General features: G+C 60.0%; 21 protein-coding genes and 1 pseudogene. 9 read left to right on the top strand and 13 right to left on the bottom strand.

Going from position 1 to position 20885, the window contains the following annotated elements; genetic code table 11:
• Positions 1 to 52: 52 nt before the first annotated feature.
• The gene (gene kynU, locus NR164_RS13460) at positions 53 to 1303 is read right to left on the bottom strand and encodes a kynureninase (protein ID WP_017849465.1); all 1251 of its coding nucleotides are present in this window, start codon (positions 1301 to 1303) and stop codon (positions 53 to 55) included.
• Between the two features lie 144 nt (positions 1304 to 1447).
• On the opposite strand from kynU, the gene NR164_RS13455 reads away from it, so the two are divergent.
• The gene (locus NR164_RS13455; RefSeq protein WP_017849466.1) at positions 1448 to 1921 is read left to right on the top strand and encodes an Lrp/AsnC family transcriptional regulator; all 474 of its coding nucleotides are present in this window, start codon (positions 1448 to 1450) and stop codon (positions 1919 to 1921) included.
• A gap of 127 nt (positions 1922 to 2048) precedes the next feature.
• Here the strand turns inward: NR164_RS13455 and catA are convergent, their stop codons facing one another.
• From catA to NR164_RS13440, 3 genes are read right to left on the bottom strand one after another with little or no spacing between them, the layout of a single operon-like run.
• Positions 2049 to 2978 (bottom strand): catechol 1,2-dioxygenase, encoded by a 930-nt coding sequence (catA, locus tag NR164_RS13450; RefSeq protein ID WP_256822851.1) that lies wholly within the window; start codon positions 2976 to 2978, stop codon positions 2049 to 2051.
• Between the two features lie 41 nt (positions 2979 to 3019).
• Entirely contained in the window at positions 3020 to 3310 is a 291-nt protein-coding gene (catC, locus tag NR164_RS13445) for a muconolactone Delta-isomerase (protein WP_017849468.1), read from the bottom strand.
• A gap of 12 nt (positions 3311 to 3322) precedes the next feature.
• Positions 3323 to 4450 carry a muconate cycloisomerase family protein gene (locus tag NR164_RS13440; protein ID WP_256822850.1) on the bottom strand — a complete coding sequence of 376 codons (1128 nt, stop codon included), beginning with the start codon at positions 4448 to 4450 and terminating at the stop codon, positions 3323 to 3325.
• Positions 4451 to 4564: 114 nt separating this feature from the next.
• Between NR164_RS13440 and NR164_RS13435 the strand changes: the two genes are divergently transcribed.
• Positions 4565 to 5440 (top strand): LysR family transcriptional regulator, encoded by an 876-nt coding sequence (locus NR164_RS13435; RefSeq protein WP_017849470.1) that lies wholly within the window; start codon positions 4565 to 4567, stop codon positions 5438 to 5440.
• A gap of 133 nt (positions 5441 to 5573) precedes the next feature.
• Here NR164_RS13435 and NR164_RS13430 read toward each other — a convergent pair whose 3' ends face one another.
• The gene (locus NR164_RS13430) at positions 5574 to 6566 is read right to left on the bottom strand and encodes a helix-turn-helix domain-containing protein (RefSeq protein ID WP_046382074.1); all 993 of its coding nucleotides are present in this window, start codon (positions 6564 to 6566) and stop codon (positions 5574 to 5576) included.
• 312 nt (positions 6567 to 6878) lie between these two features.
• Between NR164_RS13430 and antA the strand changes: the two genes are divergently transcribed.
• The 4 genes from antA (at position 6879) to NR164_RS13410 (ending at position 11397) form a co-directional block, all read left to right on the top strand.
• The gene (gene antA / locus NR164_RS13425) at positions 6879 to 8270 is read left to right on the top strand and encodes an anthranilate 1,2-dioxygenase large subunit (RefSeq protein ID WP_046382073.1); all 1392 of its coding nucleotides are present in this window, start codon (positions 6879 to 6881) and stop codon (positions 8268 to 8270) included.
• A complete protein-coding gene (gene antB / locus NR164_RS13420) occupies positions 8270 to 8761 on the top strand; it encodes an anthranilate 1,2-dioxygenase small subunit (protein ID WP_017849473.1) in 492 nt (163 codons plus the stop codon). The genes antA and antB overlap by 1 nt, the downstream gene beginning before the upstream one ends.
• A 151-nt stretch (positions 8762 to 8912) precedes the next feature.
• Positions 8913 to 9920, top strand: coding sequence for an anthranilate 1,2-dioxygenase electron transfer component AntC (gene antC / locus NR164_RS13415; RefSeq protein WP_046488223.1), 1008 nt, complete (start codon positions 8913 to 8915; stop codon positions 9918 to 9920).
• Positions 9921 to 9993: 73 nt separating this feature from the next.
• On the top strand, positions 9994 to 11397 hold the full coding sequence (locus tag NR164_RS13410; RefSeq protein WP_057005300.1) for an amino acid permease: 1404 nt from the start codon (positions 9994 to 9996) through the stop codon (positions 11395 to 11397).
• 82 nt (positions 11398 to 11479) lie between these two features.
• Here NR164_RS13410 and kynA read toward each other — a convergent pair whose 3' ends face one another.
• Positions 11480 to 12337 (bottom strand): tryptophan 2,3-dioxygenase, encoded by an 858-nt coding sequence (gene kynA / locus NR164_RS13405; RefSeq protein WP_046382070.1) that lies wholly within the window; start codon positions 12335 to 12337, stop codon positions 11480 to 11482.
• A complete protein-coding gene (gene kynB, locus NR164_RS13400; RefSeq protein WP_256822849.1) occupies positions 12334 to 12984 on the bottom strand; it encodes an arylformamidase in 651 nt (216 codons plus the stop codon). Before kynB ends, kynA begins: the two co-directional genes overlap by 4 nt.
• Positions 12985 to 13286: 302 nt before the next feature.
• Here kynB and NR164_RS13395 point away from each other — a divergent pair, with 302 nt between their 5' ends.
• Positions 13287 to 13631 (top strand): cupin domain-containing protein, encoded by a 345-nt coding sequence (locus NR164_RS13395; RefSeq protein WP_010566207.1) that lies wholly within the window; start codon positions 13287 to 13289, stop codon positions 13629 to 13631.
• 50 nt (positions 13632 to 13681) lie between these two features.
• Here the strand turns inward: NR164_RS13395 and mmsB are convergent, their stop codons facing one another.
• Both mmsB and NR164_RS13385 read right to left on the bottom strand, forming a co-directional pair.
• Entirely contained in the window at positions 13682 to 14569 is an 888-nt protein-coding gene (gene mmsB / locus NR164_RS13390; RefSeq protein ID WP_256822848.1) for a 3-hydroxyisobutyrate dehydrogenase, read from the bottom strand.
• Positions 14570 to 14584: 15 nt separating this feature from the next.
• The gene (locus NR164_RS13385; RefSeq protein WP_057005303.1) at positions 14585 to 16102 is read right to left on the bottom strand and encodes a CoA-acylating methylmalonate-semialdehyde dehydrogenase; all 1518 of its coding nucleotides are present in this window, start codon (positions 16100 to 16102) and stop codon (positions 14585 to 14587) included.
• 131 nt (positions 16103 to 16233) lie between these two features.
• On the opposite strand from NR164_RS13385, the gene NR164_RS13380 reads away from it, so the two are divergent.
• Positions 16234 to 17184, top strand: coding sequence for a LysR family transcriptional regulator (locus tag NR164_RS13380; protein ID WP_017849482.1), 951 nt, complete (start codon positions 16234 to 16236; stop codon positions 17182 to 17184).
• 204 nt (positions 17185 to 17388) lie between these two features.
• Here the strand turns inward: NR164_RS13380 and hxsC are convergent, their stop codons facing one another.
• The 4 genes from hxsC to hxsA2 are packed head-to-tail and all read right to left on the bottom strand — an operon-like array spanning position 17389 to position 20582.
• Entirely contained in the window at positions 17389 to 18552 is a 1164-nt protein-coding gene (hxsC, locus tag NR164_RS13375; RefSeq protein WP_256822847.1) for a His-Xaa-Ser system radical SAM maturase HxsC, read from the bottom strand.
• Positions 18546 to 20003, bottom strand: coding sequence for a His-Xaa-Ser system radical SAM maturase HxsB (gene hxsB, locus NR164_RS13370; RefSeq protein ID WP_201021542.1), 1458 nt, complete (start codon positions 20001 to 20003; stop codon positions 18546 to 18548). The genes hxsC and hxsB overlap by 7 nt, the downstream gene beginning before the upstream one ends.
• On the bottom strand, positions 19996 to 20298 hold the full coding sequence (gene hxsD / locus NR164_RS13365) for a His-Xaa-Ser system protein HxsD (RefSeq protein ID WP_256822846.1): 303 nt from the start codon (positions 20296 to 20298) through the stop codon (positions 19996 to 19998). The genes hxsB and hxsD overlap by 8 nt, the downstream gene beginning before the upstream one ends.
• A complete protein-coding gene (hxsA2, locus tag NR164_RS30550; protein ID WP_350339034.1) occupies positions 20298 to 20582 on the bottom strand; it encodes a His-Xaa-Ser repeat protein HxsA2 in 285 nt (94 codons plus the stop codon). Before hxsA2 ends, hxsD begins: the two co-directional genes overlap by 1 nt.
• A gap of 194 nt (positions 20583 to 20776) precedes the next feature.
• Between hxsA2 and NR164_RS13360 the strand changes: the two are divergent.
• A pseudogene (locus NR164_RS13360) lies at positions 20777 to 20885 on the top strand (LysR family transcriptional regulator); the annotation flags it as partial.

Genomic DNA, 20885 nt, shown 5'->3' with positions numbered 1-20885 from the left:
ATACAGCGCTATCGGGAGCAAGCTCCCTCCCCCCATTGTTGTCTGTGTTTATTCAAGTGACGCTGTTACGGACTTTGAATTGCGCCTGGTCCCAGGTGCGGTTGTCGAGGATCTCACCGAGGATTTCCACGGCGTCCCACACTTCGGTAAAGCAGGTGTACAGCGGCGTAAAACCAAAGCGCATGATGCGCGGCTCGCGATAGTCGCCAATCACTCCACGGGCAATCAGTGCCTGGATCACTGCATAACCTTCAGGGTGTTCGAAGCTCACATGGCTGCCGCGTCTGGCGTGTTCACGCGGGGTGATCAACACCAGGCCATGGGCGGCGCAGCGGGCTTCGACCAATGCGATAAACAGGTCGGTCAAGGCCAGGGATTTACTGCGCAGGCTGGCCATGTCGGTCTGTTCGAAAATCTCCAGGCCACATTCCACCATAGCCAGCGAGGTGATCGGCTGGGTGCCGCACAGGTAACGGGCGATGCCGGCACTCGGTGCATAACGCGTCTCCATGGCGAACTGCCGGGTATGCCCGAACCAGCCCGACAACGGCTGGCGCACCACGTCCACCAGCGCCGGGTTGACCCACACGAACGCCTGGGAGCCAGGGCCGCCATTGAGGTATTTGTAGGTGCAACCGATCGCATAATCGGCGCCGGCCCGATGCAGGTCGATGGGCACCGCACCTGCCGAATGCGCCAGGTCCCAGAGGCTCAGCGCGCCGCACTCGTGGCTCAACGTGGTGAGCGCGTGCATGTCGTACATGTAGCCGGTCTTGTAGTTGACGTGGGTGAGCATCACCACCGCCACGTCCGGGTCGATGGCCTGGGGCAGTTCGTCCGGGCTGTTGACCAGGCGCAGCGAATAGCCCTGTTGCAGCAGTTCGGCGAGGCCTTCGGCGATGTACAGGTCGGTGGGGAAGTTGCTCGCTTCGCTGACGATCACCTTGCGCTGCGGCGCGCGTTGGCGCTGCACGCTCAAGGCGGCGCTGAGCACCTTGAACAGGTTGATGGAAGTGGTATCGGTGATCACCACTTCGCCCTCCCCCGCGCCGATCAACGGCGCCAGGCGATTGCCCAGGCGCTGGGACAAGTCCGCCCAACCCGCGCTGTTCCAGCTGCGAATCAAGCCATTGCCCCACTCCTCGGCGATCACCTGCTGCGCCCGCGCAAGCGCGGCCACCGGACGTGCGCCGAGGGAGTTGCCGTCGAGGTAGATCACCCCCTGCGGCAAGGCGAACTGGTGGCGCAGCGGCGCCAACCGGTCCTGGTCGTCAAGGGCTTGGCAATGGCTTCGAGTGATCATGGGCTGTCCTGGTTTTTATAAGTGAAGATGCCGTAAATAATGAGCGAAGTTTTAGAGAATTTTCGTGCAAAGTTGTGGGCAACAGGCTAATTAAGCTGTAGGAAATTCGAAGTTCAACCGAAAACACGCGGATTTATTCTAAGCATGATTCTCGACGCCACCGACCTGCGCCTCCTGCATTTCCTGCAACAGGACGGCCGTATCAGCAACCAGGAACTCGCAGAAAAAGTCGCGCTGTCGCCCTCCGCCTGCCTGCGCCGTCTGCGCCTGTTGGAAAGCGAAGGCATCATCAGCGGCTATCGGGCGGTGTTGAATGCCGAGCGGTTGGGGATCGAACTCGAGGCCATCGTCCACCTGTCGGTGCGCCAGGACGTGGAGGACTGGCACGAGACGTTTATCCAGAAGGTGCAAGGCTGGCCGGAAGTGGCCAGCGCCTACGTGATCACCGGCGCCAGCAACTACGTGCTGCGGGTGCAGGCGCGCAACCTCAAGCACTTTTCGGACTTTATCGTGAACCACCTGAACCGCACGGCGGGGGTGATGGATATCCGCTCGGAGATCGTGTTGCAGAAGATCAAGGATCGCGATGAAGTGTTGGACCTGGTGTTGCGCAAATAGTCAGCCACACCGCAAAACAACGTGGGAGGGTGGCTTGCCCCCGATAGCAGTGTGTCAGTCACTTAAATGTTTACTGATCCGCCGCTATCGGGAGCAAGCTCCCTCCCACATTTTTTGACCGCGTTGATCAATCTTCCAATGCACGAACCCGCTGCATGCGCTTTTGCTCCAGCGGCGCATCGGCAAGCTGCACCTCGAAGTCAAAATCGATCTGCGCAAAGCGCCCTTCCACACCCAGTTCCCGCGCCAGGTGCTGATCGTCGCTGAAGCGAATTTCGGCAATCAATTCATCCCGTGTCGCGTAGGCAAAATCATCGTGCAGGTACGGGTCGTCCGACAGGTTGATCTGCGTGGTCAGGTGCCGATGCCCCGGCGCCGAGATGAAGAAGTGAATATGCGCCGGCCGCTGCCCGTGGCGTCCCAACTGATTGAGCAACTGCTGGGTCGGCCCGGTCGGCGGGCAGCCATAACCCGACGGCACGATGCTGCGAAAACGGAAGTTGCCCTGGGCATCGGTCTCGATGCGGCGGCGCAGGTTGAATTCCGACTGCGCGGTGTCGAACCAGGAGTAAGTGCCGCCTGTATTGGCCTGCCACACATCGACAATCGCCCCGGCCAACGGCTTGCCCTGCGTGTCCCGTACCTGGCCGCGCATGAACAGCGGCACGCCCGGGTCCTGGCCGTCGTCCAGGCGCGCTTCGTATTTCGACAGCGGCGCCCCCGCCACATACAGCGGGCCTTCGATGGTGCGCGGGGTGCCGCCGGTTTTGCCGGCCTCTTCGTCGGCGGCGTCCATCAACAGGTCCAGGTAATGCTCCAGGCCGAGCCCGGCGGCGAGCAAACCGGCTTCCTGGTGTTGACCCAATTCGTTGAGGTAGTTGACCGCCGCCCAGAACTCTTCGGGGGTGACTTCCAGGTCTTCGATGATGTTCACCGTGTCCCGCAGGATCCGGTAGATCAGCGTCTTGGTGCGCGGGTTGCCGCTTTCGCTGCGGTGGCCGCTGGCTTCTTCGAGAAACTGTTGGGCATGGGCAGTCTGGGACAGTCGGATGGACATGGTGCAATCCTCATCTTGTAATTATTGGGGATAAAACAGGCTCAGCGGTCGTCCGCGTGGATCGACGACGGGTGCCGGCACAGCGCATTCACTTCGATGGCCATGTAGGGATAAAGCGGCAGTTGCATCAGCAGGTCGTGCAGTTCCTGCACGCTGTCGACATCGAACACGCTGTAGTTGGCGTAAAGCCCGGCGATGCGCCACAGATGGCGCCATTTGCCCTCTTGCTGCAGGCGCTGCGCCAGGGCTTTTTCGTCGGCCTTGAGGCTGGCGGCACGTTCGGGGTTCATGTCGACGGGCAGGTGTACGCTCATTTTTACGTGGAACAACATGGCAGGCGCCTCTTAGTGGTTGTCACGACGGAAGAACGCCAGGCGCTCTTCATCGATGGCCAGGCCCAGGCCCGGTGCGGTGCTGACATGCAGCTGGAAATCGCGGTACACCAGCGGCTCGGTGAGGATGTCTTCGGTGAGCAGCAGCGGGCCGAACAGCTCGGTGCCCCACGTCAGTGTGTCCAGGGTGAGAAACGCATGGGCCGAGGCCAGGGTGCCGAGGCCGCCTTCGAGCATGGTGCCGCCGTACAGGCCGATCCCGGCCGCTTCGGCAATCGCAGCCGTGCGCAACACCGCGCGCGGGCCACCGTTCTTGGCGATCTTGAGGGCGAACACCGACGCCGCGCCTTCGCGGGCCAGGTTGAAGGCGTCCTCGACACATTCGATGGATTCGTCGGCCATGATCGGCACCGGGCTCGACAGCTGAAGCCGGGCCATGCCGCCGCGGTTGTTGCGCGAGATCGGCTGTTCGATCAGGTCGATAGCGTTGTCGCCGAGCACCTTGCAGGCGCGCAGGGCAACGGCTTCATCCCAGGCCTGGTTGACATCGACGCGCACGCTGGCGCGCTCGCCCAAGGCTTTTTTGATCGCGATCACATGGGCCAGGTCGGCACTGACCTCCCCGGCGCCGATCTTCAATTTGAAGACGCGGTGACGGCGCAGGTCGAGCATCTTCTCGGCTTCGGCAATGTCCTGCTCGGTGTTGCCGCTGGCCAGGGTCCAGGCCACCGGCAACGCATCGCGCACGCGGCCGCCGAGCAGTTCGCTGACCGGCAGGTGCAGGCGTTTGCCCAGCGCATCGAGCAAGGCGCTTTCGATGGCGGACTTGGCGAAGGTGTTGCCGCGAATGCTGCGCGCCAGGCGCAACATGGCGGCATTGATGTTGTTCGCGTCCTGGCCGATCAGCAGCGGGGCGAAGTGGCGGTCGATGTTGATCTTGATGCTGTCGGGGCTTTCGTTGCCGTAGCTCAGGCCGCCGATGGTGGTGGCTTCGCCGAGGCCTTCGATGCCGTCGGCGCAACGCAGGCGGACGATCACCAGGGTCTGGTTCTGCATCGTGTGCATCGCCAGCTTGTGCGGGCGGATAGTGGGGAGGTCGACGATGATGGTTTCGATCGACTCGATGGCACAAATCGGCATGGCTATACCCGTTGGGTTCTTTATAGATTTGAGCCGATTCTGTGCCGCATTTTTCGTGGCTTCCAATATAGAATTGGTCTCGCACAATACCTTTAAGGTATCAAAGGAGCTGTCATGGAACTGCGACATCTGCGCTATTTCCAGGTGCTGGGCGAAACCCTCAACTTCACCCGCGCCGCCGAACGCCTGCACATCGCCCAGCCGCCGTTGAGCCGGCAGATCCAGCAATTGGAGGATGAATTGGGCGTGATACTGCTCGAGCGCGGCCGACCGCTGCGGCTGACCGAGGCCGGGCGGTTTTTCTATGAACACGCCACTGTGCTGCTGGAGCAGTTGGGCAAGGTCTGCGACACCACCCGGCGTATCGGCCAGGGCGAGAAGACCTGGCTGGGCATCGGCTTTGCGCCGTCGACCTTGTATGGCGTGCTGCCCGAGCTGATTCGGCGGCTGCGCAACCACGACGCGCTGGAACTGGAACTGGGGCTGTCGGAAATGACCACCTTGCAGCAGGTCGAAGCGCTCAAGGCCGGGCGGATCGACGTGGGCTTCGGGCGGATTCGCATCGATGACCCGGCCATCGTCCAGCGGGTGCTGGTCGAGGACCGCCTGGTTGCGGTGTTGCCCGCCGGCCACGCCTTGCTGGGCGCGCCCGCCACCCTCGCCCAATTGGCCGCCGAGCCGTTTGTGCTGTACCCCGGCAACCCGCGGCCCAGTTATGCCGACCATGTGATCGCGCTGTTCGACGCCCACGGTTTGAGCCTCAAGGTGGCGCAGTGGACCAACGAGTTGCAGACCGCCATCGGCCTGGTCGGCGCGGGCATGGGCGTGACGCTGGTGCCGGCGTCGGTGCAGGTGCTGCATCGCGCGGACATCGGCTACACGCCGGTGGTGGAAGCCACCGCGACCTCGCCGATTATTCTCAGCCGGCGGGTGAATGATCAGTCGCCGGGGCTGAATCATTGTTTGCAGTTGGTTGAAGAACTGATCTGAAATCTCCCAGGCACTGCAAATCTAATGTGGGAGGGGGCTTGCCCCCGATGGCGGTGTGACAGCCCACACATCTACTGACTGACACACCGCCATCGGGGGCAAGCCCCCTCCTACATTTGATCTGCGGTGTTTTTTAGACAGTGCGCAGGCGCTTGCGCTGCAAAGTTTGGCTCGGCGACTCATCGAACAGCTTTCTGTACTCCGCCGAGAACCGCCCCAGGTGGGTGAAGCCCCAGCCCAGGGCAATCTCGGAGATGGTGCGGGTGGAGCCGTGTTCGAGGATCTCCTGGCGCACCGCCCCCAGCCGATACTTTTTCAGGTAAGCCATCGGCGACAGCGCGAAGTATTTGCGAAACGCATCGAACAGCTTGAACCGCGAGACCCCGGCGGCGGCTTCCAGGTCTTCCAGATGCACCGCTTCGCGGGCGTTGTCGTGAATGTGCTGGCGGGCGCGGATCAAGTAGTGCGGCAGCTTCACGCCAAGCACGTCGCGCAATTCCTCTGAATAATTATTCGGCTGGGCAAGGATCAGGCCCTTGATCAACGAGCTTTCCAGGTCGCGGGTAAACGCCGCCTGCTCGTACAACTCGCTGCTGCGCGCAAGCTCTGCGATAAAGTAACGCGCCATGCGCCACCACGAGGCCGGGGCGCCGTCCACCGCGTCCATCACCGGTTCGAAACGCAGCGGCGCCTCGATCGGCCGTTGCAGCAAGCCTTCCAGCGACTCGCTCATCGCCGCCCGCGTAATCACCACCTGCAACTTGCGGCAATCGCCGGAAATCGCCAGCACCTGGTGCTCATTGGGCGAGATGATCACGCCTTGATCGCGGTTGGAACTCAGGCGCTCGCCGTTCTTGCTCAACTCCTGCTCGCCTACCAGAGGCAGGCTCAGGCTGTAGCTGCTGAAGTGTTCGGCGTCCTCGATGTCGATGGTCACGTCGGTGCCGTATTCGATCACGCCCAAGGTGGTGGCGCGGGACTTGAACACGTTGGCGCTGTGATGGAAACGCAGGCGCTCGGGCGTGGCCGTCGCCAGGCGGTGTGGCCCGCAGATGCCGGACATCCAGCTGCGGGCGCCCTCCAGGTCGAAGCGTTCGATACGGATATCGCGTGTATGGCTACTCATCAGGCTGCACCCACGGCGGTTAGGCGGTTGCGCGCTCTGGCGGCGCGTCGTGACAGATCGACAGCAAGTTCTGCGCCACGGCGGCAGTCTCGCTGCTGGGTGGATAACAACGCTCGACTATGTGGATAAACCACCGACTTCTGCGCGCACCGCCCTGCATGACAGTAGCGCATTGCGTCACCGCCCTGCACCGGCGTGGGTATTTCATGCCCAACTATCCGGCCCGCCTTCGCCCATTAAGCGGATAGCCCGCCGTCTCGGCGCAGTCGCTTAATGGCTGACCCGTTCAGCCATTATCAAAAGGTGCGTCCCATGAGTGGTGCAAGAAGCGTCGAGCAATGGAAAAGCTTCATCGACAGCTGCCTGGATTTCCGCCCCGCCGATGAAGTGTTCCGCATCGCCCGCGACATGTTCACCGAGCCGCAACTGTTCGACCTGGAGATGGAACTGATCTTCGAGAAGAACTGGATCTACGCCTGCCACGAAAGCGAACTGGCGAATAACCACGATTTCGTGACGATGCGCGCCGGGCGCCAGCCGATGATCATCACCCGCGACGGCGACGGCCAACTCAACGCGCTGGTCAACGCCTGCCAGCATCGCGGCACCACCCTCACCCGCGTCGGCAAGGGCAACCAGTCGACCTTCACCTGCCCGTTCCACGCCTGGTGCTACAAGAGCGACGGCCGGCTGGTGAAGGTCAAGGCGCCGGGGGAATACCCGGAAGGTTTCGACAAGGCCACGCGCGGCCTGAAAAAGGCGCGCATCGACAGCTACAAAGGCTTTGTGTTTATCAGCCTGGACGTGAACGGCACCGACAGCCTGGAAGACTTCCTCGGCGACGCCAAAGTGTTTTTCGACATGATGGTCGCCCAGTCCGCCACCGGTGAGCTGGAGGTGCTGCCGGGCAAGTCCGCCTACACCTACGACGGCAACTGGAAGCTGCAGAACGAAAACGGCCTGGACGGTTATCACGTCAGCACCGTCCACTACAACTATGTGGCCACGGTGCAGCACCGCCAGCAGGTCAATACCGCGAACGGCACCGCGGCCGGCACGACGCTGGACTACAGCAAACTCGGCGCCGGCGACGCGAATACCGACGACGGCTGGTTCGCCTTCAACAATGGCCACAGCCTGTTGTTCAGCGACATGCCCAACCCCACGGTACGCTCCGGCTACGCCACCATCATGCCGCGCCTGGTGGCAGAACACGGCCAGCCAAAAGCCGAGTGGATGATGCATCGCCTGCGCAACCTGAACATCTACCCGAGCCTGTTCTTCCTCGACCAGATCAGCTCGCAGTTGCGCATCATCCGCCCGTTGGCGTGGAACAAGACCGAGATCATCAGCCAGTGCCTGGGGGTGAAGCACGAGTCCGACGCCGACCGGGAAAACCGCATCCGCCAGTTCGAGGACTTCTTCAACGTCTCGGGCATGGGCACGCCGGACGATCTGGTGGAGTTTCGCGAGGCCCAGCGCGGTTTCCAGGGCCGCCTGGAGCGCTGGAGCGATATCTCACGCGGCAGCCACCGCTGGGCCACCGGGCCAACGCCGAACAGCGAAGCCCTCGGCATCCAGCCCGCCATGACCGGCACCGAATTCACCCACGAAGGCTTGTACGTCAACCAGCACCGCAACTGGCAGCAGTTCCTGCTCAACGGCCTCGACCAACGCGCGCTGAAGCTGCGGGAGGTGGAATGATGAATGCGCCATTGCAGTACCGGATCGAGCAATTTTTCTATCGCAAATCCGAGCTGTGCGACGCCCAGGACTGGGACGCCTACGTGCAGCTGTTCGACCCGCAGAGCGAATTCCACCTGCCGCAATGGGACTCCGAACACGTCTACACCCGCGACCCCAAGCGCGAAATGTCGCTGATCTATTACGCCAACCGCTCGGGCCTGGAAGACCGCGTGTTCCGCCTGCGCACCGGCAAGGCGGCGTCGGCCACGCCCATGCCGCGCACCTTGCACCTGATCCACAACGTGCGTATCGCCGAGCAGGCGGACGGCACGCTGGAGGTGCGCTTGAACTGGCACACGCTGTTCTATCGCCTGGCCACGTCGGAGCAGTTCTACGGCCACGCGACCTATCGCCTCAAGCCCCATGGCGACAGTTGGCTGATCACCCGCAAGCACGCGTTGTTGCTCAACGACACCATCAACTCGGTGCTGGATTTCTATCACCTGTAACGCTGGCGAACGCCCCCTTGTAGGAGCGAGCTTGCTCGCGAAGGACGTCAACGATGATGCGGGCATCCTGAATGTACGCGGCGTCCTTGAGTTTTTCGCGAGCAAGCTCGCTCCTACAAGGGTTCACACATGAACCCACGGAGTACTGGGGATGAATCACAAAGTGGCCTTCAGTTTTGCCGACGGCAAGACGCTGTTTTTCCCGGTGGGCGCGCATGAAATCCTGCTGGATGCGGCCCTGCGCAATGGCATCAAGATTCCGCTGGATTGCCGCGAAGGCGTGTGCGGCACCTGCCAGGGCCGCTGCGAGAGCGGCGAATACAGCCAGGACTATGTGGACGAGGACGCCCTCTCCAGCCGCGACCTGCAACAGCGCAAGATGCTCAGTTGCCAGACCCGGGTGAAGTCGGATGCGACGTTCTACTTCGACTTCGATTCCAGCCTGTGCAACGCGCCGGGGCCGGTGCAGGTGCGCGGCACGGTGAGCGAGGTGCGGCAGGTCTCGACCGGCACCGCGATCCTGCAAGTGCAGCTGGACCAGGCGCTGGACTTTCTGCCGGGCCAATACGCCCGCCTGGCGGTTCCGGGCACCGACAGCTGGCGCGCATATTCCTTCGCCAACCGGCCGGGCAATCAGCTGCGGTTTCTGATCCGCCTGCTGCCCGACGGGGTGATGAGCAACTACCTGCGCGAACGTTGCCAGGTCGGCGATCCGCTGCTGATGGAGGCGCCGCTGGGTGCGTTCTACCTGCGCCATGTCAGCCGACCGCTGGTGCTGGTCGCCGGCGGCACCGGGTTGTCGGCGCTGCTGGGCATGCTTGATGAACTGGCGGCCAACGCCTGCGAACGGCCGGTCCACCTGTACTACGGCGTGCGCGGCGCCGAGGACCTGTGCGAAGCGGCGCGCATCGAGGGTTACGCGTCCACGCTCGCGGATTTTCGCTACACCGAAGTACTGAGCGACCCGCCGCCCGCATGGTCCGGCAAGCGTGGCTACCTCACCGAGCATTTCGACCTGGCCGAATGGCGGGACAGTTCGGCCGATATGTACGTGTGCGGGCCCCCTCCGATGGTCGAATCCATCCAACAATGGCTGGTGGATCAGGCACTTGATGGCGTTCAGTTGTATTACGAAAAGTTCACGCAGAGTAATATCTGACCCCTCAGCACTTCTGAGGGGTTGGGCGCGGCGTGCAATCAACCCCGAGAAAAACAAGTAGAAGGGAATGTTAATGGCGGATGACATGGTTAACCCGGTAGGCCTCAAGCGTGGCCTGAAGAACCGGCATATTCAGCTGATTGCCTTGGGCGGCGCGATCGGTACGGGGCTGTTCCTCGGCTCGGCCGGCGTGCTCAAGTCGGCGGGGCCGTCGATGATCCTCGGCTACGCGATTGCCGGTTTTATCGCGTTCCTGATCATGCGCCAGCTCGGCGAGATGATCGTCGAGGAGCCGGTGGCCGGTTCGTTCAGCCACTTTGCCCACAAATACTGGGGCGGTTACGCGGGCTTCCTGGCGGGCTGGAACTACTGGGTACTCTACGTGCTGGTGGGCATGGCCGAACTGACGGCCGTGGGCAAGTACATCCAGTTCTGGTGGCCGGAGATTCCGACCTGGGTCAGCGCACTGGTGTTCTTTGTCGCGGTGAACCTGATCAACACCCTGAACGTGAAGTTCTTCGGTGAGACCGAGTTCTGGTTCGCGATCATCAAGGTGGTGGCGATTGTCGGCATGATCGTGCTCGGCTGCTACCTGCTGTTCAGCGGCACCGGCGGCCCGCAAGCGTCGATCAGCAACCTGTGGAGCCACGGCGGTTTCTTCCCCAACGGCGGCATGGGGTTGTTAATGTCCATGGCGTTCATCATGTTCTCGTTCGGTGGCCTGGAGCTGGTGGGCATCACCGCCGCCGAGGCCAACGAGCCGCGTAAAGTGATCCCGAAAGCGATCAACCAGGTGGTGTACCGCATCCTGATTTTCTACGTCGGCGCGCTGACCGTGCTGCTCTCGCTGTACCCGTGGGATCAACTGCTGCAAACCCTCGGCGCGTCGGGCGATGCCTACAGCGGCAGCCCGTTTGTGCAGATCTTCTCGCTGATCGGTAACGACACCGCCGCGCACATCCTCAACTTCGTGGTGCTGACCGCGGCGCTGTCGGTGTACAACAGCGGCGTGTACTGCAACAGCCGCATGCTGTTCGGCCTGGCCGAGCAAGGCGACGCGCCGAAAGCGCTGATGAAACTCAACAAACAAGGCGTGCCGCTGCGGGCCCTGGCGATTTCGGCGCTGGTGACGCTGCTGTGCGTGGTGGTCAACTACGTCGCGCCGCACAGCGCGCTGGAGTTGCTGTTCGCGCTGGTGGTCGCCTCGCTGATGATCAACTGGGCGCTGATCAGCCTGACCCACATCAAGTTCCGCAAGGCCATGGCCGAGCAAGGCGTGGTGCCGTCGTTCAAGACCTTCTGGTTCCCGTTCAGCAACTACCTGTGCCTGGCGTTCATGCTGATGATCATCAGCGTGATGCTGGCGATTCCGGGCGTTCGCGATTCGGTGTATGCGATGCCGGTTTGGGTGGGGGTGATCTACATTGCCTACCGCTTGCGCGTCAAAAACGCGAAAGCGGTAGCCGCCGCGCAGTAATACTCCTGTGGGAGGGAGCAAGCCCCCTCCCACATTTGGTTGCATTCCAAATGAAAAGCCCCGGTGATCCGGGGCTTTTTGTTTAGAGCGTGGAACGTACTCGCCACAGCTCGGGGAACAGCACCGTGTCGAGCATCTTGCGCAGGTAACCCACGCCCTCGGTGCCGCCGGTGCCGGGCTGGAAGCCGATGATCCGTTCCACCGTAGTCACATGGCGAAAGCGCCATTGGCGGAAGGAGTCTTCCAGGTCGATAAACTTTTCGGCCAACTGGTACAGGTCCCAATAACGGCTCGGGTCACGGTAGACCTCGCGCCACGCCGCTTCCACGGAGGCATCGTGAACCGTCGCCGCCGTCGGGTCGCGTTCGGCGCGTTGCGGGTCGATCGTCAGGCCGGCCTTGACCATCAGGTTGATCGCCTCGTCGTACAGCGACGGCGTGGCAATCGCCACCTGCAGTTCTTGCAACAATTGCGGGCGATGGGCGTGGGGCCGCAACAGCGCCGGGCTTTTGTTGCCGAGGATGAATTCAATCTCACGGTACTGGAACGACTGGAACCCGGACGATTGGCCGAGGAACGGGCGAATCGCCTTGTACTCCGACGGGGTCATGGTCGCCAGCACCGCCCAGGCGTGTACCAGTTGATCGAAGATCCGCGAGACCCGCGCCAGCATCTTGAACGCCGGCGGCAACTGGCCCAGGCGCAGGTGTTCGCGGGCGGCCTTGAGTTCGTGGAGCATCAGTTTCATCCACAGCTCGGAGGTCTGGTGCTGGATGATAAAGAGCATCTCGTTGTGGTCCGGCGACAGCGGGTGCTGGGCGCTGAGGACTTTGCCCAGGTCCAGGTAGTCGCCGTAGCTCATGGACTCGGAAAAATTCAACTCGGCGTTATGCCATTCTTCCGGCGGCTGGTAATCCTCTGAGAAGGGACATTGGCTCATCGTGCGGGCTCCACAAGCGGGCGCAGGATTGCGCGGACAGGGCTGGCGTCGAGGTGGGCAAACCGCAGCGGCAGGGCGATCAGTTCATAGTCGCCCTCCGGCACGTCATCGAGCACGATGCCTTCGAGTATCGCCATGCCATGACGGGCCACGGCATTGTGAGAATCCATGGTCTTGGACTGTTGCGGGTCCAGGGACGGCGTGTCGATACCAATCAGGCGCACGCCCAGGCTGGCGAGCAGCTCGATGGTCTGCGGGGCGATGGCGGTGAAGTTCGCATCCCATTCGGTCAGCGGCGCCTGTGGATAAGTGCGCAGCAACACACGTTCCGGCAAGTTATCCACACGCCCTTGCAACTGCTGCGGCTGCACCAGCGCGCCGCTGTCCAGGCAATGCAACACACGGCACGGGCCCATGTACACGTCCAGCGACACCTCGCCGATCGGCGCGCCGTCCGCGCTGTAATGCAGCGGCGCATCGACATGGGCGCCGGTGTGCGGCGACAAGGTAACGCGCCCGACATTCACCGGGCACTCCGGGCCGAACTGCCACACGCGCTCTTCCTGGAACGGCGTATCCCCCGGCCAGGTCGGGGTCGCCGTACTCAAGGGCGGGCTGATGTCCCACCACGTTTTTATTGGGTTCATATCAAGGCTCTCGGTCGTGACTGAAGTGAATGATACGAGGGCCAGCCGTGAATTTTCTTGCGAATTCCTGCGACAAGCGGGAAATCTTTCGCACTTAATGCGAAGAAGTGACTCATTGACGCTCAGAAATATCGTCAAGCTACGCTGAAGCGTCCACCCGAGCCCCCTCCCACATGAACTGCACTTGGCCTGAGCAGTGGTATTCGCCTGCGCTTCTGGGCATCCCGATGTCGAGTTCAGACCATTGACCCTGCCTGCGACGCTATAGGGTTCGACTCTCGTTCACTTGCCTCGGAGTCATCATGTCCAAGCCCATCACCGTACTGCGCGACACCCACCCCTTGCCGGTCCTGGATGCCTGCAAATGGGAAAAGCTCGAAGGCGACCCGCACACCGTCAACCTCAACGCCTACACCAGCGAAGACGGCAGCAAGATCATGGGCACCTGGATCTGCACACCGGGCAAGTGGTACGTGGAATACGTGAAGTGGGAATACTGCCATTTCCAGGAAGGCTACTGCGTGATCACCCCAGAAGGCCTGGAGCCGATCCACTTGCGCGCGGGGGATATCTTTGTGGTGGAGCCGGGGATGAAGGGGACGTGGGAAGTGGTCGAGACGGTGCGTAAGTATTTTGTGTTTGCCTGAACCGCAATAAATAGTGGCGAGGGAGCAAGCGCCCTCGCCACAGGCGGTATCTATTTGGGCTTGCGGTAGCTGTTGATGATCGCCGAGAAGTCCTTGCCCCCTTCCCCGCGCTGGCTCATCGATTGATACAACTGCTGGGCCACAGCGCCGAGGATCACCGGCTGGTGCGCCTGGCGCGCGGCTTCGGTGGCCAGCCCCAGGTCCTTGAGCATCAGGTCGGCACCGAAACCACCGGTATAACCCCGCGATGACGGCGCGGTTTCGATCACGCCCGGCCACGGGTTGTACGTGTCGGAACTCCAGCAGCGCCCGGTGGAACTGTTGATGATGCCAGCCAGCACCTGAGTGTCGATGCCCAGCGCATCGCCCAGGGCCATCGCTTCGCTGACGCCGACCATGCTGATGCCCAGGAGCAGGTTGTTGCAGATCTTGGCGATCTGGCCGGTGCCGACGTCGCCGCAACGCACAATGTTGCGGCCCATCTGCGCCAGCATCGGTTGCAGGGTGGCGAACAAGTCCGCGCTGGCGCCGACCATGAAGGTCAGCGTCCCGGCTTGCGCGCCGCCAGTGCCACCGGAGACCGGCGCATCGGCGACGGCCACGCCTTGCTTGGCCGCCGCCGCCGCGACATCGCGGATGGTCTGCGGGTCGATGGTGCTGCAATCCACCGCCGGCACGCCTTGGCCGATACCGGCCAAAACGCCGTCTTCACCCAGCCAGACACTGCGCACATGGGCAGCGGCCGGCAGCATGGTAATCACCAACTCGGCACCGGTGGCCGCATCGCGCGGTGAACCGCTGACGCTGCCGCCCAGTTCGGCCAGTTCCTTGAGTACCGCCTGGTTCAGGTCGAACAGGTTCAGCGCGTGGCCGGCCTTGATCAGGTTGCGGGCCATGGGCGCGCCCATGTTGCCCAAGCCGATAAATGCAATCTTCATGCTCGTCTCCCGGAATCAGCGCAGGTTGATGGTGGTGTTGACGCCATCGTTGACCGTGTCGTCATCGAACCAGCGGCTGGTGACGGTTTTGGTCTGAGTGTAGAACTGCACCACTTGCTTGCCATACGGGCCGAGGTCGCCGAGCTTGGAACCGCGCGAACCGGTGAAGCTGAAGAACGGCACCGGCACCGGGATCGGGATATTGATGCCGACCTGGCCGACGTCGATTTCGCTCTGGAACTTACGCGCCGCCGCCCCGCTCTGGGTGAACAGGCCGGTACCGTTGCCGAACGGGTTGGCGTTGACCAGCGCGATGGCCTCATCGAGGGTGTCGACTTCCAGCACCACCAGCACCGGGCCGAAGATTTCCTGGGTGTAGATCTGCATGTCGGTGGTCACGCCCGAGAACAGCGTCGGGCCGACGAAATTGCCTTGCTCGAAGCCCGGCACCTGGATGTCACGCCCGTCCAGCTCCAGCTTGGCGCCTTCTTTCACGCCGCTTTCGATCAGTTCCAGGATGCGCGCCTTGGCACGCTTGGAAATCACCGGGCCGACATCCGTACCCGCTTCGCTGCCGGCATTGACCTTGAGCTTCTGCGCCAGCGCCTTCAGATCGGGCAGCCATTGCTTGGAAGCGCCCACCAGCACCACCACCGAAGTGGCCATGCAACGCTGGCCCGCCGCGCCGAAACCGGCACCGACCAGGGCGTTGAGGGTGTGTTCGCGGTTGGCATCCGGCAGCACCACCGCATGGTTCTTGGCGCCCATCATCGATTGCACGCGCTTGCCGTGTTTGCCGGCCAGGTCGTACACATGGGTGCCCACGGCGGTCGAACCGACGAACGACACTGCCTTGATGTCTTTATGCGTGCAGAGCGCATCCACCACGTCCTTGCCGCCGTGTACCACGTTGAGCACGCCGGCCGGCACACCGGCTTCCAGCGCCAGCTCCACCAGCAGCATCGTGGACAGCGGGTCTTGCTCGGAAGGCTTGAGGACGAAGGTGTTACCGCAGGCAATCGCCATCGGGAACATCCACAGCGGAATCATCGCCGGGAAGTTGAACGGAGTAATCCCGGCGCACACGCCGATGGGTTGGCGCAGGGTGTAGGTATCGACACCACCGGCGACGTTTTCAGCGAACTCGCCCATTTGCAGGGTGCCGATGGAGCAGGCGTGCTCCACCACTTCCAGGCCACGGAAAATATCGCCCTCGGCATCGGCAATGGTCTTGCCCTGCTCGGCGCTGAGGACCACGGCGATGCGCTTGGAGTGCTCGCGGATCAAGGCTTGCAGCTTGAGCATGATACGCATGCGTGCGCCGATCGGGGTCAGCTTCCAGGTCTGGAAGGCGCGATGGGCGGCGTCGATGGCAGCGTTGACTTCTTCAGCGGTGGCAAACGGGACTTTGGCCAGCACTTGCTGGGTCGCCGGGTTGACGATGTCTTGCCAGTGGGTGGTCTTGGACTCGACCCATTCACCGTTGATCAACAACTTGACCTGTTGCACGGAAATATCGGCAGATGCGTTCATGTGGTCTCCAATTTGTATTTATAGGCAGAGAACCAAGGCGTTGAATCGCCTTGAGGATGAGGCGTTCGGACTGTTTTTGGAGTATAGATGTGCAAACTTCTAATAAGAACGCACATAAAAGCCGGTCCAATATGCAAAAAAACATCACATCACTGGGTTCCCTGAACTGGGACGACCTGAAGTTTTTCCTCGAAGTGGCCCGCACCCGCAAGGCCAGCGTCGCCGCCAAGCGGCTGGCGGTGGACTACACCACCGTGTCGCGGCGCATCAGTTCACTGGAAGTATCACTCGGCACCCTGCTGTTCGAAAAATCCCGGACCAGCGGTTTCGTCCTCACCAACGAAGGCCAGCGCTTGCTCGGCTACGCCGAATCCATCGAAAGCACCTTGCACATGGCCTGCGAACAAGTCTCCGGCTCCGGCGTGGCGCTGTCCGGGCATGTCCGCATGGGCTGCACCGAAGGCTTCGGCAGCTTCTTCGTCACCCCGCAGTTGAGCCACTTCGTCGACACCTACCCGGCGATCTCGGTCGACATCCTGCCCCTGCCCCACTTCATCAGCCTGTCCAAGCGCGAAGCCGACATCGTCATCGCCCTGGAACGCCCGGAACACGGGCCGTATGTGTGCTGCAAACTGTGCGACTACAAGTTGCAGTTGTACGCGACCCAGGACTACCTCGACCAACACCCACCCATCCACCGCCCGACGGATCTGGCCGAGCATCCGTTCATCAGCTACGTCGACGACCTGGCCTTCAGCTCGGAGCTGTTGTACCTGGCCAACGTAGTCCCCGGCGCCAGCGCCAGCCTACGCAGCACCAGCGTGATCGCGCAGTACGTGGCAGCGCAGCAAGGACGGTCGATGGCGATTCTGCCGTGCTTTTTGGCGGCGCAGGATCCACGGTTACTGCCGGTGCTCGGGGAGCAGATTGCGGTTACGCGGCAGTTCTGGATGTATTGCCGGGAGGATTTGAGGAAGTTGAAACGGATTACGTTGTTGTGGGACTACATACGCGAGGTGACGGAGCAGAATCGGGGGTTGTTGATGGGGGAGACGCGGGAGATGCGGTTTGCCAGTCAGTAAGTCTGCGAGGACTCAGGCGGGCAAATCCTGACGAGGTCTGAGGGGGGTTGCCAGGTTTTGTAACTTGAGTTGGTCCTTGAGCCCTGAGTATTTCTGAGGACCACTCCGCAGAACTTACTGCCCGAAAACGCCTGCGCGAACGAAGCGAGTAAACCCGCTGCTTACATAGAGGACGCTGTGCGGCTTAGCCATCTGAGGCCAAAATCAAAATGGGGTTAGGTGCTTGCTGTAGCCGAATTTAACACCTGATGCGAAAAAGCCCCCGCACTCTCGTTGTTTTGCGCAGTTCTGGCACTCAGGCGCGTACTCATTCTTCCAGTCGCTGATTGACTTGCGGTAGTAGGGCTGAATGTCTGAATTCACCAAGCACAGCTGATGGTTATAGACCGAGATATTCATACCGTACTTGGCCAAAATGCCAACCGATCTGCTGAGAGTGTCTTTGTACTCGACCGGGTCGATCCACAGCTCATCAAGATTGGCCCTGGTGAAGCCCATCATCTCAAGGCCCATCAGCGCCACATGGTCAACAAACAGCAGATTGCGTGCGATGAACTCACACAGTTCAGGCAGGCGCTGCACCGATAGCTTGTGAATAACAACTCGGATCTCAACCTTTTGGCCCAAGCGCTTCAGATTGAGAATGCCCTGAATGGTTTCATCGAATGCGCCTTGGGCCTGGACGATGTAGTCATGCAGCATCGGATCGTCTGAATAGACAGGGATTCCGATCATCGCGTCGGGCAATTCAATCTGCGCATACCTTTCAGCGAATGCTGGGTCTTTGAAGCTGCGCCCATTCGAAAGAATATGGATTGCGGTCCTTGGCAGATAACTTTTGGTCAAGCTGATGATTTTCAGGAAGCGCTCCCGATTGGTCGTCGGCTCGCCCCCAGTAAACCCCAGCTCGCGGGTATCTTTTGGAATAAGCGGAATTAGACTCTCGATTTCGTCAAGTATCCACGAGTCATCAGCGGCCTTAGGTGGTTGTGAACACATAAGACAGTAATGATTGCATTGCTCAGTGACCAGAATGCTGTTGTGAGGCGACGATGCTCGAAACAGTACGCTAATGCTCTGACGATCTGCTGAAAGCCGGATGATGTCACCATCACCGATGTAGCTGTAGTCATTCGGTAAGATTGAGTAATCAGAGTCGGAAGGCAGCACCTCAACAAACTGCCGATGTTTCTCAAGCAAGAGGTAGTGCGCAAATCCTAGGGGGATCTGTTGATCGGAAACCAAGTAGGCCATTTCCCGTCGCAAGACTTCGGGCAGATTTCGGCTGGTCGACACCTTGAGCAGAGTGAGGTCCCTATGAACATCAACCGCGTGGATACGGATAATCTTTCCGCCGAGTTTCAGCATCGGTTGGCCCAACCCATAAAAATCCGCTTTGTTTGCTCATCACGCCCCATCAGCTCAATAAGATGCTTGAAAATCCCCATGTTTCTCTTGCAGAAAGAAGACTCAGGTTTTCTTGCTACTACGTCCTTATGAATGGCGTGATGGTAGACGGGCTCAGCCCCACAATAAGGTTCAAATGCACAATCAGAGCACATTGGAGCACTTAAGGTGAAAGAGTTTTCCAGTGCATCCAGAAGCTGATCAGAGAGAATGATTTCTTCATATGAGTGCTCAAGAATGTTACCCAGACGGAACGTATGATCCCCCATTTCAGCAAGCATACGGCTTTCATCTGAGGCGTAGACCGATCCGTCGTAGTTGAACACGATGGCTGCGATACCAGCACCCGCAGGGTTCATCAAATCAACGAACCCTGGGTCCCCTGATGTCAGCATTTTTGTCAGCACGAGTGAAGAATATTGCTCTACAAATCGTATGCCTACCTTGTTTAGCTCAATGATGTACTCAAGGCCCTCCTTGTAGAATTCCAGCCAGCGCTCCGTATCATACGACATGAATTTTTTGGTCTTGATCGCAAAGCCGTAAGGGGAAAGGGAGCGAAGGAATATCCCATCAAAGCCCAGGCGCAAGTATTCATCAATAATATCGCGTGCTCGTGGCAGGCTCTTATCTGTAGTTGTCATCAGTGCTGACACTTGGTCATAGCCGAGGGCTACACGGGCTTTCTTCAAGCCTTCCTCAAAACGCTGATGGCTATCTCGGCCTGGTCGTGGGCGATTTGCATTATGCAGCTCCATTGGCCCGTCGAGCGAAGATGAAAGCACGATGTTGTGCTGTTTACAGAAGTCGAGCACGTCATCGGTCAGTAGCGAAAGCGTGGTCGCAATGACAAACTGAAGGTCACGGCGTTCCTTGATGTTACGTTTTTTGGCCTCAAGAACAACGTACCTCACCATCTCGAAGTTCAGCAGCGGCTCGCCACCCTGAAATTCAATTTTGATGGCTGGATTGGGAGACCTAAAGACGAAGTCCAGTGACTTGTCTGCCATCTCTGTGGTCATATCGAATTCGCCTTTGCTCTCCGTCTGCCTTGAAACCTGACAGTACGGACAGCTATGGTCGCAGCGAAGAGTCACTACAAAGATATGCAGATTGGTGAACTCGGCCAGCCTGGACAATCGCGTGCGAATCTTTAGTGCCAGGAGCTGAAGTGGTGCTTGCTCATTGGGGAAGCGAATGAACTGCTTGGACCGAAGCGAAGGGATCAACTCTGACGAGAGCGGAAGTGTCTTGCGAATGATCGGCTCCAACATCGGCACCGGTATGACATGAAATTCGCCTGCCATGTTGGTAATGACGTACTCGTGGTCATTCAGGCGATCGAACTTAAAGGGCAGCAACTCATAAGAACGTTGCTGCGCGTAGAATTCCAGCTTTTGGAATTTACTCACTAATAAGCCCGGTTTTTGAAAAGGCCAGTCCGAGGATCAGGTTCTTGATCGTCTGCGTCTCAACTGCCAATCGGTGGCGTAACTGATAGTCGAGCACATCCTTCTTGAACTCTTGGATGGCAGACAGAAAGGACGGCTCGTCCATGCCGATATTCGATGACAACACACAGATAAACTGTCCCTCATCGGATGTGATATCAACCGTGAAAGCATTGATCGACCGATAAGCAGCTTTCTGCAAAACCTGTGCATCATAAAGCCGCTCATCAAAGACGATCATCTGAGAGAAAGCCATTATCGACCCGAATAGTGGGAGCTGTGGGAGCTGTGCGAAGAGTGGGAGCTATGGGAACTGTGGTAAGCCATCAGTTGTCCCTGATCCCCGCGCTTGAGGACGAACGAGAACAGATCATTGCCTCCGCGAACAGTAAGGTTCTCGCTTTGAGCTTCAGCTTGAAATGTGTTCTTGGCTTCCGAGCTGGGCTCGACAATGTCATGCGAAGTTAGGGCGGAAGCCTGTTCTGTAGCTACGGCTGCGGCCAGAGTGGCCAGAGGAACCAAGAAGGAACGCTTTCTCATCACGGTATATCCTTATAGATTTGATGGTTATTTGTTGAGTGTCGGTGACGTGCATTCATGATGTCAATGTGGAATCGACTGATGGCCTTTTACTCATCTCAATCCGACAGACGGCCCCCTCCTCAGCTTGGACTTATTCAATGGAGTTCAAGGCGCCCGCTAAATAAATCGCAGAGCATCCCAGCGATGACCTCGACTTGAGGAAGTTGAAACGGATTACGTTGTTGTGGGACTACATCAGGGAAGTGACGGAGCAGAATCGGGGGTTGTTGATGGGGGAGACGCGGGAGATGCGGTTTGCGG

Source organism: Pseudomonas sp. Pse79, assembly GCF_024519615.1.
GTDB lineage: Bacteria > Pseudomonadota > Gammaproteobacteria > Pseudomonadales > Pseudomonadaceae > Aquipseudomonas > Aquipseudomonas veronii.
Note: the sequence above shows the minus strand (reverse complement) of the source record. Positions and strands in the feature narration are given on the sequence as shown.